Here is a 14448-nt window from a genome sequence, read left to right on the forward strand (position 1 = left end):
CACTCCGCCCTGGATGACAGGCCTTTTGCAAACTCGCTAAGTCACTCACCCATCATTTCACAGGTTCACCATCTCACCACTGCGTCATGCGAATTGCCTTGTTTCCTGGCTCCTTTGATCCTTTCACCAACGGTCATTTGGATGTAGTACGGCGCGGTACGGCTTTGTTTGATGAGGTGATTATTGCCATCGGCAACAACAGTAGCAAGCAGCGCTACTTGCCCGTAGAGCAGATGATTAGCCTAATTGAGGAGATTTTTCGGGACGAGCCGCGGGTGTCAGTGCAAGCCTACAAGGGGCTAACGGCCGATTTTGCCCGCGAGGTAGGTGCCCGGTTCCTGCTCCGGGGCCTGCGCAACACCACTGACTTCGAGTACGAAAACACCATTGCCCAGGCCAACCGCCACGTTAACCCAGCCCTGGAAACCGTATTCCTGATTACCTCTCCCCCCTTGGCGGCCATTAGCAGTACCATCATCCGCGAAATTCACCGCTTCGGCGGTAACGTCGATGATTTCGTACCCTTCCCGCTACCGCCAGCGGCCGGCTAACACGCCACAAGAACCCATGAGAAAGGCCGCCCAACATTGTTGAGGCGGCCTTTTTCGTGAACTGTAATCGGTCTGGGGCTATTTCCGGGCTACAACGCGCATACCCACAATTGCGCGGTTGTTCTGGGGATTCACAACGGGTAGCACAATGTAGTCCGTGGCCGTTAGGCTGAGGTTGCCGTTACGCAGAATTTCATCCTCATCCGTGCCCACCAGCACTAGGTCGCGCACTTTGCGGGTGCGGGCGTGGAACGTGGCCACGATGGTCGTACCGTTCCGCTCAAACGTATTGATCCAGTCCTCGCCCTTCGTCGACTTCATTTGTTCGGCCGTGGGCTCGGCGCCTACTTTTTGGTCGCGAGCTTCTTGCGGGGTACCCAGCGCCCGGCGCACCTGGTCGATGTTGCGGCCTACCAGCGCCGGTACATCTACGGCAGCCTTTCGGCCGGCCTCTACGCTGCCCGTGCTCGGGTCATTGGGTTCTGAAATGGTTTGGGAGCCGGTGCAGGCCGCCATTCCCAGCAGCACCGCAAACGGCAGGTAACGAAATGGGCGCATTGGCACAAACATCGTTAAACGAATAAATACTACTTAGTGGACTCGTGGTCGGCGGGTGCCTGACCCGCGGTTTCACTCAGGTAATGGCGCACTACCAGCGCAATGCTGGCATAAGATTCATCGAGCACGTTCAGCGCGTCCTGCGGAGTCATCCAGCGCACCTCCTCAATGTACTCCTCGGCCTGGGGCTTCATGAAGGAGTCATCCAGGCAGCGCATGATGTACCAATTTGTTTTCTTCAGGATTTTATTGCCATTGTAAGCGTAGGAGTGCCAAGTGCTGGGTAGGTCTTCCCCAATTTCCACCTTGATGTTGCACTCCTCTTCCACCTCGCGCAGGGCGCCCAGGGCGGGGTCTTCCTCCTTTTTAAGCTTGCCCTTGGGCAAATCCCACTTACCTAGCCGGTAGATCATCAGAATCTGACCATCCTTCACCACCAGGCCACCGGCCGCCTTCACAATCTTAAACTGATCTTTCAGATGCAGAATAAGACGCTTTTTCTTGCGCGCCAGCAGGGTAAGAGAAGTTAGCTTTTTCAGCTTTTTTACTTCCATCAGACGTAGCAACCGGTCCACGAACACGTCCGTTACGTCGCGCACGAGCACATCCCCAATCAGATCCTTGGAGATGAACTCATCTTCCGGATTTAAAATCAGGTCGTACTTGTGCTTGTATATCTTCTCGCTGTTCTTCTTGATAATCAGCGGAATATCGTTGATGAAAACGTTCATCGCGGGGTAATCTGGAGGGGCGAAAAGGGGACTCAGGCGGGTTGCTGCAAAACACAGCATATTTCCCCGGAAACGAAAGCCTCCGGGGTCGGGCAAGATACGGGATGTCCGCGGTTGTGTTGTATAAAGCTGCGCCGCTACGAAATAAAGCAGCTGCACCAGCCGGCAGGAAACCTGCCCCGCGCCTACTACCTTCGTCGGTATGAAGAAAATTGGTCTGCTTTCTGACACGCACAGCTACCTGGACGAGCGGATTCTGCACCACTTGCAGGAGTGCGACGAAATCTGGCACGCCGGTGATTTTGGTACGGCAGAAGTAGCCGAAGCTCTGGCGGCAGTAGCGCCCCTGCGCGGCGTGTACGGCAACATCGATGGTTCCGACGTGCGCCACACTCAGCCGCTGGTGCAGAATTTCGAGCTGGAAGGCCTGCGGGTGCTCATGACCCACATTGGCGGTTACCCCGGCCACTACAGCCCCGCTGCCCGGCCCCTGGTGCAGCAGGAGCGCCCCGGCCTCTTTATTAGCGGCCACTCCCACATTCTTAAAGTAATGCCCGACCCGAAGCTGGGTTTGCTGCACCTTAACCCGGGCGCAGCCGGTCGCCACGGCTTCCACAAGGTGCGCACGCTGCTACGCTTTGCCGTAGCCGAGGGCCGGGTGCAGCAGCTGCAAGTGGTGGAACTGGGACCTAAATAACACCTTGCTAACTTGACTCCGGCCTTTCCCTTGCGCAGCTCTCGTACGACTACCTATGCACTTTCCACCAATTAAAAAAGCGCCTCTTCCCGCAGGAAAAGGCGCTTTTGAGAATTCTGGTTTGATACCCACCGACACCGGGGTAGGTGCACCAGACGCAAAGTCCGGACTAAGCGGCGGCTTCGGTCGTAGCGTCGCTCTTGGTGAAGCGGGCCTTCAGCTCGTCGAGGTCCACGTTCTTCAGAACGGGCGTGAGGAGCAATTGCTTAATGATGCGCTGCTTGTTGTTGGCGCGGGCAATGTTCTTGCGGTGCTTCCGCTTCAGACGGGTAACGGTCATTTTTCCGGGTCGGTTTAGGTCTTCTACTAAATGAGGGGCAAAAGTAACGACTAAATTTGAAACCGGGAAACCTTTCCCGCTTTTCCTTCCTATCCTAACCCATGAATGATTCTGTGATTGACCTGCGCTCCGATACCGTGACGCGCCCCACTCCGTCTATGCTGGAGGCCATGTTCCGGGCCCGCGTGGGCGACGATGTGTACGAGGAGGACCCCACTGTGCGGGCCCTGGAGCAGGAGGCCGCCGCCCATTTCGGGCTGGAAGCCGGCTTGTTCTGCCCCTCCGGCACCATGACCAACCAAATTGCTATTAAGGCCCACACCGAGCCCCTATCGGAGGTAATCTGCGAGCAGAACTCGCACATTTATCTGTGGGAAGTAGGCGGCATTGCTTTCCATTCGGGCGCTTCGGTGGCTCTGCTGCCGGGCAACCGCGGCCGCCTGACCGCCGCCCAGGTAGAGGCCGCCATCCGCCCCGTGAATGTGCATTACCCCACTACTAGCCTCATTTCGCTGGAAAACACCCACAACCGCGGCGGGGGTAGCTGCTACGGACTGGGGGAACTAGAAAGCATTGCCGAAGTAGCCCGCCGCCACCAGATTCCGCTCCACCTCGATGGAGCGCGCATCTTCAACGCCCTGGCAGCCACCGGCCAGCCAGCCCAGGAATATGGCCGCATTTTCGATACCATTTCGGTGTGCTTAAGCAAGGGCCTGGGGGCGCCGGTGGGTTCCGTGCTTTTGGGCAGCCAGGCGTTTATCCAGAAAACCAAGCGCATTCGCAAGGTGATGGGCGGGGGCATGCGCCAAGCTGGCTACATTGCCGCCGCGGGCCTGTATGCCCTAGAACACAACGTGGAGCGCCTCACCGACGACCACCGCCGCGCCCGGCAGTTGGGTGCTACCCTAGCGGCCCAAAGCTACGTGGCGGAAGTGCTGCCCGTGGAAACCAACTTGGTCATCTTCCGCCTCCAGGAAGCTACCCCCGCCGAGCAGTTCCTGGCCCGGCTAGAGCAGCAGGGCATTCGGGCTACCTCCTTTGGGCCCCAAATGATTCGGTTTGTAACCCACCTGGATATTGACGACGCCATGATCAGCCGCGTAGAAGCGGTGCTGGCAGCTATGTAGCCCCGCGTTGCTTCGTACCCGTAAGAAATAAATCCGCCCGAGTAGGCCCGGAGGCGTCAGGCCTCAGGCCCTACCCGGGCGGATTTCCTACCCCGCAGCCGGCATAAGCTGGCGCTTCAGGGGGCCGCCGCGTATCTTTCGGCTCCTGCCCCTGCTCTCGACCTACCTCTTTCCCATGAATCCTTCCCTTTTCGTTATTGGAGACGTGCACGGCTGCTACCATACGTTTCGGGAATTGCTGGGGCACTGGCGGCCGGCGCAGGAGCTGCTGGTGCAAACCGGCGACCTAGTGGATCGGGGCCGATTTGCACCCGAATGCGTGCAGCTGGCTATTGAGCTGGAGGCCCGGCACCCGGGCCGCACGGTGTTTCTGCTGGGCAACCACGAGTACGAAATGCTGAAGCACTTCGGGCCCGACGGCCCCAACCCGCCCTGGTTGGGCTGGGGCGGACGGGCCACCGTGCAGCAGTACCAGGGCCGGCGCGAGCTGCTGCACCAGCATTTGGCCTGGCTTCAGCAGCGGCCCTTCACCTGGGAGAATGACCACCTGCTCATCAGCCACGCCGGTTTTGCCGATACGCCAACTCCCCTGGACCCAGAAGATATGGATGGGGTACTCTGGCGGCGCGGGCCCCTGCGCAACATGGGCCGGCGCCAGGTGGTAGGGCACACGCCTACCCCGGCGGGCGTCCCAACGTTTAATGCGGCGGCCAACGTGTTTAACATCGATACGGGAGCTTGCTTCGGCCATAACCTCAGCGGCCTGCGCGTGTCCTTCAGCGGCGAAGTACTGGGGGAAGTATTGATTCCGACTTCACTGCTGGATATTGTTTTGGCTTAACCTCTCCCCTGCTGTTCCTTGCCCATGTCTGCTAGCGCCTTGCCCCTTCCTGCTAACCCTGCCTTGCTTCACCTAACCCAGGCCGACCCGGTACTGGCCGCGCTTATCCGGCAGGGTCGTCCTATTGCGGCTTCCGCCCACGAGGATTTGTACCTGGCGTTGCTACGAGCCATTGTCAGCCAGCAGATTTCCACGAAAGCGGCCGCTGCCATTTGGCGCAAAGTACAGGCCTTGTTTCCGCCCGATGGCTACCCGGCGCCGGCCGCTCTGCTTCTGCTCACCGATGAAGACCTGCGGGCGGCGGGCATCTCGCGTCAGAAAGCAGGCTACCTGCGGGCCATTGCCGATTTCGCCCAGCAGGACCAGCTCGACCACGCCCACCTCAGCCAGCTGTCGGAGGAAGAGTTTACGCGCCACCTTACCCAGATTAAAGGGGTAGGTCGCTGGACCGCCCAAATGCTGCAGATGTTTGCCCTGGATCAGCCCGACGTATTTCCCGAGGGTGATTTGGGCATTCAGAATGCCATGCGCCGGCACTACGGCCTGCCGGAAACCGGCCGGGCCCTGCTCAAACGGATGCTGGAAGTAGCCGAGCCCTGGCGCCCCTACCGCACGCTGGCCAGCAAGTACCTCTGGCAATCCTTGGATAACCAGCCGGGGTAGGCGCTACTCCCCGGTGTTGCCGTTCCGCTCGTTGCGGCGGGCATCCCAAATGCCCAGCCCAATGGCTATAAAGGTGGAAATGAAGGGCACAAAGAACCCAAACAGCAGCCACGGCCAAAACCGCCGGCCATACATGTGCGCAATGTAAACGGTCATTACCGCCGACAGCAGGCAGACAGGCAGGGCAAAAAACAGCAGGTTAAGCAATTCCATGGGGCAAAAGTACGCAGAAGCCTAGTGGTAGCGGGCGGGCACCTGCTGCAGTTGCGTGTTCATCTGCCAGTTTTGCGGCTTCATGTTCGGGTAAAACCACACCGCGCCGGCCGCCAGCCACTGGGCGCGGTACCCCCGGGCCGAATTGGGGGTGTAATCATCGTAGCCAAACACTACCCCGCAACACGCGCAGGTGCTGTAATCCGGTGAGTGCCCATCGGGCCCCCACGGCGACTCGTCGTAATCAAGGCCGCATACCCGGCAATACCACAGTTCCATGAGCTTAGCAGCTACTTACCGCACCTTGCCGCGCTTCACCAGGTAGGCGTACAGCACCTTATCAAACGGCTCGCGGATATCAACCGGCACGAAATCAATCTTGTACTGCCCACAGCGCAGGGCTAGCTCGTGCTCGTACTGGCGCATGGTGGTCTGGTACTGTTCCCGAATCTGGCTGGGCTGCAGTTTCACGGTTTGCCCGGTTTCCAGGTCCTCGAAAAGGTAGGGCCGGTCCTGGAAGTTGAAATCAGCCTCGGTGGCGCGGTCCATGACGTGGAACAGGAGCACCTCGTGGTGCTGGTGGCGTAGGTGCTGCAGGGCGGCCAGCGTCTCGGTTTGCTCCTCCGGGGCCCGGCCCAGCATATCCGAAAACAGCACGACTAGGGAGCGTTTCGGGATTTGCTGGGCAATGGTATGAATCACACCCGACACATCGGTGCGGGCGCGGCCGGGGGTAGCGGGGCGCTCCAGCAGTTGCTGCAAGGTCAGGAGCAGGGTGTGACGGTGCGTGCTGGTAGAGCGCACGGGCGTTTGCAGCTCTACCTGGTCGGCGAAGGTGACGAGGCCCACAGCGTCGCGCTGCTTTTGCAGCAGCGTAGTAATGGCCGCCGCGCAAAGCACTGAAAACCGCAGCTTATCGTGGGTGGGAGCCGGGTAGTACATGCTCGGGCTTACATCGAGCAGCAGGTGGCAGCGCAGGTTGGTTTCCTCCTCATAGCGCTTCACAAACAGCTTATCGGTGCGGGCAAACACTTTCCAGTCGAGGTGGCGGGTGCTTTCCCCGGGGTTGTAGAGGCGGTGCTCCGAAAACTCTACCGAAAACCCGTGGTAGGGCGACTGGTGCAGGCCCGTGATAAAGCCCTCCACCAGCTGGCGAGCCAGAAACTCCAGATTTTCAAACGAGCGAACGGCGGCTAAGTCGAGAGCTTGAGGCATAACGGGCAGAGGTGGTTTTCTTGGGACGGAGGCCCGCACCAAGGTACAAGGAAACCAAAGGAAACCCGCTGATACGGCCCCTTGCAGCCGCAACAGTTGCCAGCTCCCACCGGTTCGGTGAGGCCGCTCCCATAATGGCCTTTGCCAGGGCAAGGAACCACTTAAAAACCCAGGACTAGGGACGCTTTCCTGCATAACAGGCTGATCAAACAGGAAGCAGCAGGATCATTTTTTATATAGTGATGTGTAGATATTTATCTTGCTTTTATACCAGCCATCTGCAACCAGGGCTAACAGGCCTTATAACCCTTATATTTTGCTTAAAGCCGTATTTTTGGGATGAATGCCTGGGAAAATGAAAAAGCTGGACTTCAAATTTTTATATCTAGCTGAAAGCACGTATTTTGCGCTGAACTTCAATAATCTTGGAATAACAAAACTTTACCGGAAGGAACTGTGGAAGACCGTCACGACCAGGAAGAAATTTACTCCCAACGCATTAAAGCAGGTAAGCGCACGTACTTTTTCGACGTGAAAGCCACCCGCGGCCAGGACTACTATCTGACCATTACGGAGAGCAAGCGTCGCCTGCGCGACGACGATACGTTCTCTTACGAAAAGCACAAGATTTTCCTCTATAAGGAAGACTTCCTCAAGTTCGTGGATGCCCTGCAGGACGCCGTGGACTATGTGCGCGAGGAGCTGCTGACCCCCGAAGAAGTAGCCGAACTGGACCGCCCCCGCCCCGCCTACGACAACGAAGGCCGCGACGGTGGCTACACGGCCCGCGCCACCGACGAGACATACTAACCCTTATCCGGAAGCCTAGCGAAACACGCATTACTACCTGATTTTTTTCTGCTTCCTACCACACGGCGCGTCCGGCTTCAGCCTGGGCGCGCCGTTTTGGCTTCAGGGCCAGCTGAACGGCAAGTATCCAGTCGGCTTTACGGGGCGGGCACTAGGTTCCGGGCCGGCTGGCTTAACCAGCCGTGCTTTCCTTGGAAAAAGCCCCGTACCTTTGCGCCACGAATTGCGCCCTGGGCCCAACTCACCATCTCACTAACTCACTATTTCACCGTCATATGGGTCTCCGCTGCGGTATCGTCGGCCTGCCGAACGTGGGCAAATCCACGCTGTTCAACGCTCTTTCTAACGCCAAGGCCGAGTCGGCCAACTACCCTTTCTGCACCATTGAGCCGAACGTGGGCGTCATTACCGTGCCCGATGAGCGCCTCCAGATTCTGGAGCAGCTGGTAAACCCCAAGCGCGTGCTGCCTACCATCATTGAGTTCGTGGACATTGCGGGCCTGGTGAAGGGTGCCTCCAAGGGCGAAGGCCTGGGCAACAAGTTCCTGGCCAACATTCGGGAGGTAGACGCCATCATTCACGTGGTACGCTGCTTCGACGACCCCAACATTGTGCACGTAGCTGGCGGCGTAGACCCCGTCTTCGACAAGGATGTCATTGACACCGAATTGCAGATCAAGGACCTGGAGAGCGTAGACAAGAAGCTGGCAAAAGCAGAGCGCTCGGCCAAAAGCGGCGACGCCCTAGCCAAGAAAGAGGTAGTGGCCCTGCAGCGCTTCAAAGATGCCCTGGAAGCCGGCCAGAACGCCCGCGCCGTGCAGGTTACCCCCGAGGAGTTGGAAGCAGTAGCCGACCTACAGCTGCTCACCATCAAGCCGGTGATTTACGTGGCCAACGTGGACGAAGGTAGCATTCAGGGCGGCAATGCCCACACGGCCGCTTTGCGGGCCCACGTAGCCCAGGAAGGCGCCGAAGTGGTGCTGGTATCGGCCGCCATTGAGTCGCAGATTGCGGAAATGGAAGACCCCGAGGAAAAGGAAATGTTTTTGGCCGAGTATGGCCTCACCGAGTCGGGCCTAAACCGCCTGATTCGCGCCTCCTACTCGCTGCTCAACCTGATTACCTACTTCACGGCGGGTGTGCAGGAAGTACGCGCCTGGACCATCCACCGCGGCGATAAAGCGCCCCAGGCCGCCGGCGTCATCCACTCCGACTTCGAGAAGGGTTTCATCCGGGCCGAGGTGATTAAGCTGGCTGACTACCAGGAGTACAAGACCGAAGTGAAAATTAAGGAAGCCGGTAAAATGGCCGTGGAAGGCAAGGACTACGTGGTGCAGGACGGCGACATCATGCACTTCCGCTTCAACGTTTAATCACGGATTTAGACGGATTTTCCGAATTACACGGATTCTGTTCGACTCTCAGGTGATAAGCCTACCCCTCCGATGGAAGTAAAAGACAGCAACGGCAACTTGCTCATCGAGGGCGACTCCGTTACCATTACCAAGGACCTAAAGGTGAAAGGCATGGCGCAGGCGCTGAAGCGCGGCACTGTGGTCAAGAACATTCGCCTCACCAACAGCCCCAGCGAGGTTGAAGGCAAAGCCGGGGGCAGTATGTTGGTTATCAAAACGGAGTTCATAAAGAAGGCATAACACGGCTTCTACGGCTGCTCAGTACCTTGAGCGCCCCGGTCGAACCATTCGACCGGGGCGCTTTGATTTATATGCTGATACATATCAGCCAAGACGCTATGAACTATATACACTGCTGTTTACTGCTATTTCTTTTTCACGCTCCTTTGCTAGCGCTGGCACAGGTTAAATCAGAAAGCAGTTCACTGTCTCAAACAGCAGTAGCTCAGCAGGTGCAACTATACAAGCTTGCGGCAGGAATCAATTTCCAAGGCAGTTCCCGAGAAGACCAACAAACCATCAACCGACGATTGCTAGAGATTGGGGTGTATCGTATGTTATCTACTGACGATTTGCGCCATCCAGATCCAGTTTTGGCTTATGGTCTCTCAACAGAATTCGAGTTGCGTCGACATCCCATCATAGGCTTTAAAGCAAGTGCCTGGGCTAGCGTCTGGTTCATGGGATGTGGGCTGAATACTATTTATTACACTGATTTCACTGGTGGCAATCTGAAGATTAGGCCAGAAATAGGCATTGCAGGGCGGCCGTTTAAGTTGACTATGGGCTACAATATTCCCACGTTCGGCAATAGGTCTTTTGAACGTATGCGGTACGCTGACTTACAAATTAATCTTACTGTTCTACTTACTCTACAGAAATCAGCCCTACTCAGGGGTTCATAATAACAAGACCCGCTGCTCATTCCTCAAGTAAGGACAAGCAGCGGGTCAGTGGTTTGAACTACACTTCTACCTTCCTACCACCTTAAACAACATTCCAGCTGTCATTTTATCAGTGGTTTTCATGCCGTTGAGGATGGCCAGTTCCTCATAGCGTTTGGAGGGAATTCCGTTGGCGGCTAGAGCAGAAGCCAACGTTTGACCGGCTTTGGCGGTTTTGATGCGTACTCGCTCGGGCTGGCGGTTAAGCTTGGCGGCATCGGTAAGGCGGCGGTAGCCCTGGGCCGTGCGCTGGAACTGCGGGGCGTAGGTTTCGAAGGCAGCAGGCGAAGTTAGGCCCACGAAAGCGTACAGGTTTTGGCCGTCCTGGATGATGAAAGTCAGGGTGCGGGCCGTGATGCCCTGCTGGCCAGTTTGCTGGTCCTGCCCCACCTGGTCGCCTTGGATAACAGCGGCCGGGAAGCCGTTGATGGTGGTGCGGCTCGCTTGGGCGTTCTGCAGCTTTAGTTGCTGGGCAAGGCTTTGCGCGGCGGCATCAAGGGTACCAGTGCCAGCGGGCAACAGCACAATAACGGCCTTGCCGCTGGGCTCGGCCATCTGAAACTGGCTGGGCGAGTTCTGCGACTTCCAGCCCTGGGGTACCGGAAACTGGAATTTCAGATCGGGGTGGTAGAACACGCTGTTTTCCACGTAGCCTTCGCGCGGATTGTCGCCGTAGGGCAGGCCCTCAATCATGCGCAGGTACTGGTCGCGGTTCACGGCTAGTTGGCGACCGGCCTGCTGCTCAGCCTGTTGGGCTAGCTTTTTCACGTTCGTGTAGCGGTCAGCAGAGTTGGGGTGCGACGACAGGAAGGTGGGAATGGTAGCGGCACCACTGCTCTGCTCGGTGCGCTGCAGAGTCAGGAAGAAATCGGCCATAGAAGCTGGATCGTAGCCAATTTTGCTGGAGTACTTCACGCCCAGCTTATCCGACTCGTTTTCATCGTCGCGGCCATACTTCAATAGGCCCAGGCCCACTACCTGCGAGGCGGGCTGAGCAATGGAAGCTACCCGCTTGGAGAGGATGGAACCCAGAATAAGTGCCCCGTTGGCAATGGTAGAGCGGGTTTGCTGCTTCTGGCCGTGGCGGGCCGTGATGTGGCCAATTTCGTGGCCGAGCACCCCGCTGAATTGGGCCTCGTTGTTGAAGTGCGCCATAATGCCACGCGTAAAGTACACGTGGCCATCGGGGGTAGCAAAGGCGTTGATAATAGGCGAATCGACGATGGTAAAGCCTTTCACATCGGCGGGGCGGTCGGAAATCTTGCCCATCTGCATGCCTTTGCTATCAATGTAGCTCTGGAGCTTGGAGTCGTTGAGCAGACCAAATTGGGCCACCACGGAGGGGTCGGGTTGGGCACCTTGCACGGGCAGTACCGGACGGGCGGCTGGAACAACTGCAGCAACCGGAGCGGGCTGTGAGCCGCTCAGCGGCAGTAACAAAGCCAGCGTGGCACTGGCGTGCAGAACAGAGGTGAGAGTGGGTTGCATGGGAGGAAGAGAGCTAAGTGATGGTACCGAAGGGCGGAATAGGCCTGCAACGAGGCTCAAGGGCCCGAAGGTTACGGTGCTCCTACCCACGAGGCTAATTCTGTGCCGGTTTTGACTACCCAGTATATCTACCCCCAATCAACATCAATCTGCCACTGCTTCGGACTACCGTTTGCGGCTCCTTTAGCTGTGCGATGAGTATTGGGCCCTGGAAATAAATATTTATTAAACTATTTCAATATTTAATATTATTTTACTACTTACATCATACATTCCTCACCTCTCATATCCTTTCCTTATGAAGAAGACCGTACAAGCATCGGCGTGGGCGCTAGGACTTTTGCTAAGCGGCACTGCGTACGCTCAAAACAACCGCACTACCGTGCAACAAATCGGCGACGAGAACACCGCCACCGACACGCAGAACGGTAGCCAAAACGCAATTACGGTCGGTCAAGTAGGCTACTCAAACGATGCCACCGCCACGCAGACCGGGAATCGAAACGACATCAGCCAGACGCAGGATGACCGGTATGCCCAGGCCACGGCTACCCAGCTCGGAAATCGAAACGCCATTGCGCAGTCTCAACGAGGTTCCGGCAACTTCCTGGGTAGTCAGGCAACGGCCTCGCAGATGGGTAATGACAATCGGGCCTCCCAAATTCAGGTAGGAAGTGTTGACGCCACAACAACCCAAGTGGGCAACCGCAACGCGTCTGTACAGGACCAGTTAGGAAGAGGCAACTATGCTACCGTGCTGCAAATCGGTAATGATAATACTGCGCAGCAGATACAGGGGGCTTTCGGCAACCGAGCCACCATTAGTTCTACCGGCAACCGAAACCAGAGCTACCAGGAGCAGAGCAACCTTGGCAATACGGCCACCGGCGTTCAACTCGGTAACAATAATCGCTTATCGCAAAAGCAACTTTCCGCTGATAACCTAGCTACTGCTACCCAGTTCGGCAACCGCAATACAGCCGAGCAATACCAAGGCAGCGACTCCCGCAATGAGGCCACTATCGAGCAAACCGGCTCCGACAACCGGGCTTATCAAACGCAGGGGCTGAACGGGTCTAGTGGCGGAAACAAAGCCTACATTGACCAAGACAGCTTCAACAGCTTGGCTATTCAACAACAGAGCGGTTTCGGGAACGATGCTCGCACGTACCAAGGCCTTTCCGGGCAGAGCAGCACGGTAGTGCAAGACGGCCGCGCGAATGTGACGGTAGTACGCCAAAACCATCCTTAACCCTCAGACCTACGCCTCTTACGAAAAGCGCGGCGCAACTCCTGGTTGCGCCGCGCTTCGGCTTATATACCCAGCGGCTTACAACCGCGCTACGGCTGGCGGCTGTTTACGCCAATGGTCTGATAGCCGATGAGTAGGTCGGTGCGAGTACCGGGCGGGCGGTAATACACCAGCAGGTCGTAGCGGTTTTCGGTTTCCTGGTGGCTACCCTCCCAATACACGCTGTTCGGGCCCTGGGGCGTTTGCACGGCGTAGAGGTAATTGTAGTAGCCTTGCTTGAGCAGGGCGTGACCGGTGTACTGCTGGGCCGCGGCATCATACGTGAGCTTGAACTCGTCGCGAAATTGCCAGTCGGACAGGGCCCCGATGACGTACACCGGGCCGGGCGCGGGCTGGGCGGCGCGCAGTTGAAAGGTCACATCGAGGTAGTCGGCGTTGGTGGCGCCGTTGCCGTACTCCCGGCTCTCAATAACGCGCTGCCCATTGATGTCGTCGTACTGGGAGTATGCCTGGCCGTTGCGGCTTGCTTCGGGTTGGAGCAGGGCGGTGCGGGGAGCGGCCTCGGCATCAAGACGGGCTACCCCAATGCCCAAGGAGCGGAAGGTACGCAGGTCAAAAAACCGGAACTCGCTCAGGGCCGGAAAGGCATTTTCGAAGTTGAAATACTGGTAGTCGAGTTGGCGCTCAGCGTCGCGCACGAAGGTAGGCCGCAGGTTATAGTGTGCGTTGTCCCAGCGGTAGTTCTGGCGCAGCACTACCTTCACTTCCTGCACCGGATTTACCAGCTGCATGGTGTAGCGGATACCGAAATCGAGCTGCTGCAGGGTGTAGCGCTCCTGCCCCGCCACCGGAATACCCTGCTTCAGAAACACCTGCACCCCGCCTTCCTCATACACCAGCACCCGCCGGGAAAGCAACGGCGTGCCGCCCGCGCCCTGCACGACCCAGAGGTAGTTGCCCGAGAGCTTCACCCGCGGCATCTGGAGGCGGTAGTGGTAGTAGGGCACTTTGGTGCTAATGGAGGCGCGGTAATCGGTAATGGTCTGCTCATTGATTTCCGACAGAAACTGCATGTCGGTGAGCACGGAGGGCTGCCAGTTCAGGTCGCAGTGAATGAGCTTGGCCGTGAGCCGCTCGCCCTGCCCGCCCAACACGTCGAACTCCAGCGCCACCGGCTGGCCCTGGCCCAGGGAAATAATGGGCGGATTGAACACCTCATTGGCCTGTCCGGTGGGCACGTAGCACTGCACCGTGCGCACGTTGGGGTTGTAAATGGCATCCTCGTAACGCAGGGTTTTGTCGGCGTAGTACTCGGGGCCGCGCTGCCCGGGCGTGGCAGGCCGGCGGGCGGCGTTGGGGTCCGTGATGGGCGTACCCAGTGGCACGCAGGCGGGGGCGGCAAGCAGCAGAAAGGCGGGAAGGAAACGGTAGCGCATAAAGACGAATGTAGGCGTTAGCCCGAACATCTGGGGCGGGGTAGGCGGTAGGAGTACGCATGCCCCCCCGGGGTAGCTGCCCCAAAAGCTCCGGAACAGGCAGCAACCCGGCGGCCGGAGCCGACACGCACCCGGTTGAACCAGTCCGTAACATTGGCGTCACGCTA

Annotated in this window: 18 protein-coding genes; 10 read left to right on the forward strand and 8 right to left on the reverse strand. The window is 57.9% G+C overall.

Annotated elements, in window-relative coordinates; all coding sequences use genetic code 11:
• Window positions 1-86: 86 nt before the first annotated feature.
• Complete coding sequence (gene coaD / locus MWH26_RS11615; protein WP_247974418.1) at window positions 87-551, forward strand: pantetheine-phosphate adenylyltransferase; 465 nt, start codon at window positions 87-89, stop codon at window positions 549-551.
• Window positions 552-629: 78 nt separating this feature from the next.
• On the opposite strand, the gene MWH26_RS11620 is transcribed toward coaD, so the two are convergent.
• Both MWH26_RS11620 and MWH26_RS11625 read right to left on the reverse strand, forming a co-directional pair.
• Complete coding sequence (locus MWH26_RS11620; protein ID WP_247974419.1) at window positions 630-1109, reverse strand: hypothetical protein; 480 nt, start codon at window positions 1107-1109, stop codon at window positions 630-632.
• 29 nt (window positions 1110-1138) lie between these two features.
• Window positions 1139-1840, reverse strand: coding sequence for an NUDIX hydrolase (locus MWH26_RS11625; RefSeq protein WP_244696783.1), 702 nt, complete (start codon window positions 1838-1840; stop codon window positions 1139-1141).
• A 202-nt stretch (window positions 1841-2042) separates the two neighbouring features.
• Here MWH26_RS11625 and MWH26_RS11630 point away from each other — a divergent pair, with 202 nt between their 5' ends.
• Window positions 2043-2537, forward strand: a complete 495-nt coding sequence (locus tag MWH26_RS11630) for a metallophosphoesterase family protein (RefSeq protein WP_247974420.1) — start codon at window positions 2043-2045, stop codon at window positions 2535-2537.
• Between the two features lie 169 nt (window positions 2538-2706).
• Here the strand turns inward: MWH26_RS11630 and MWH26_RS11635 are convergent, their stop codons facing one another.
• A complete protein-coding gene (locus MWH26_RS11635; RefSeq protein WP_244696784.1) occupies window positions 2707-2877 on the reverse strand; it encodes a hypothetical protein in 171 nt (56 codons plus the stop codon).
• Window positions 2878-2978: 101 nt separating this feature from the next.
• On the opposite strand from MWH26_RS11635, the gene MWH26_RS11640 reads away from it, so the two are divergent.
• From MWH26_RS11640 to MWH26_RS11650, 3 genes are all read left to right on the forward strand, one after another.
• Entirely contained in the window at window positions 2979-4004 is a 1026-nt protein-coding gene (locus MWH26_RS11640; protein ID WP_247974421.1) for a threonine aldolase family protein, read from the forward strand.
• A 175-nt stretch (window positions 4005-4179) separates the two neighbouring features.
• Window positions 4180-4845 carry a metallophosphoesterase gene (locus MWH26_RS11645; protein WP_247974422.1) on the forward strand — a complete coding sequence of 222 codons (666 nt, stop codon included), beginning with the start codon at window positions 4180-4182 and terminating at the stop codon, window positions 4843-4845.
• Window positions 4846-4869: 24 nt separating this feature from the next.
• Window positions 4870-5508 (forward strand): DNA-3-methyladenine glycosylase family protein, encoded by a 639-nt coding sequence (locus MWH26_RS11650; RefSeq protein WP_247974423.1) that lies wholly within the window; start codon window positions 4870-4872, stop codon window positions 5506-5508.
• Between the two features lie 3 nt (window positions 5509-5511).
• Here the strand turns inward: MWH26_RS11650 and MWH26_RS11655 are convergent, their stop codons facing one another.
• From MWH26_RS11655 to MWH26_RS11665, 3 genes are read right to left on the reverse strand one after another with little or no spacing between them, the layout of a single operon-like run.
• Window positions 5512-5721 (reverse strand): hypothetical protein, encoded by a 210-nt coding sequence (locus MWH26_RS11655; RefSeq protein ID WP_244696787.1) that lies wholly within the window; start codon window positions 5719-5721, stop codon window positions 5512-5514.
• Window positions 5722-5742: 21 nt separating this feature from the next.
• Entirely contained in the window at window positions 5743-6000 is a 258-nt protein-coding gene (locus MWH26_RS11660; RefSeq protein ID WP_247974424.1) for a hypothetical protein, read from the reverse strand.
• A 15-nt stretch (window positions 6001-6015) separates the two neighbouring features.
• Complete coding sequence (locus MWH26_RS11665) at window positions 6016-6936, reverse strand: DUF58 domain-containing protein (protein ID WP_247974425.1); 921 nt, start codon at window positions 6934-6936, stop codon at window positions 6016-6018.
• 456 nt (window positions 6937-7392) lie between these two features.
• Between MWH26_RS11665 and MWH26_RS11670 the strand changes: the two genes are divergently transcribed.
• The 4 genes from MWH26_RS11670 to MWH26_RS11685 all read left to right on the forward strand — a co-directional run bounded on the left by MWH26_RS11670 (window position 7393) and on the right by MWH26_RS11685 (window position 10066).
• Complete coding sequence (locus MWH26_RS11670; protein WP_247974426.1) at window positions 7393-7746, forward strand: DUF3276 family protein; 354 nt, start codon at window positions 7393-7395, stop codon at window positions 7744-7746.
• Between the two features lie 275 nt (window positions 7747-8021).
• Window positions 8022-9119, forward strand: a complete 1098-nt coding sequence (ychF, locus tag MWH26_RS11675) for a redox-regulated ATPase YchF (RefSeq protein ID WP_247974427.1) — start codon at window positions 8022-8024, stop codon at window positions 9117-9119.
• 72 nt (window positions 9120-9191) lie between these two features.
• Window positions 9192-9401, forward strand: a complete 210-nt coding sequence (locus MWH26_RS11680; RefSeq protein WP_247974428.1) for an alkylphosphonate utilization protein — start codon at window positions 9192-9194, stop codon at window positions 9399-9401.
• Between the two features lie 71 nt (window positions 9402-9472).
• Entirely contained in the window at window positions 9473-10066 is a 594-nt protein-coding gene (locus MWH26_RS11685; RefSeq protein WP_247974429.1) for a hypothetical protein, read from the forward strand.
• A gap of 66 nt (window positions 10067-10132) precedes the next feature.
• On the opposite strand, the gene MWH26_RS11690 is transcribed toward MWH26_RS11685, so the two are convergent.
• Window positions 10133-11593, reverse strand: coding sequence for a M48 family metalloprotease (locus MWH26_RS11690; protein ID WP_247974430.1), 1461 nt, complete (start codon window positions 11591-11593; stop codon window positions 10133-10135).
• Between the two features lie 298 nt (window positions 11594-11891).
• Here MWH26_RS11690 and MWH26_RS11695 point away from each other — a divergent pair, with 298 nt between their 5' ends.
• Window positions 11892-12845 carry a hypothetical protein gene (locus MWH26_RS11695; protein ID WP_247974431.1) on the forward strand — a complete coding sequence of 318 codons (954 nt, stop codon included), beginning with the start codon at window positions 11892-11894 and terminating at the stop codon, window positions 12843-12845.
• 89 nt (window positions 12846-12934) lie between these two features.
• Here the strand turns inward: MWH26_RS11695 and MWH26_RS11700 are convergent, their stop codons facing one another.
• The gene (locus MWH26_RS11700; RefSeq protein ID WP_247974432.1) at window positions 12935-14281 is read right to left on the reverse strand and encodes a type IX secretion system plug protein; all 1347 of its coding nucleotides are present in this window, start codon (window positions 14279-14281) and stop codon (window positions 12935-12937) included.
• Window positions 14282-14448 lie beyond the last annotated feature (167 nt).

The organism is Hymenobacter sublimis (assembly GCF_023101345.1).
Taxonomy (GTDB): Bacteria; Bacteroidota; Bacteroidia; order Cytophagales; family Hymenobacteraceae; genus Hymenobacter; species Hymenobacter sublimis.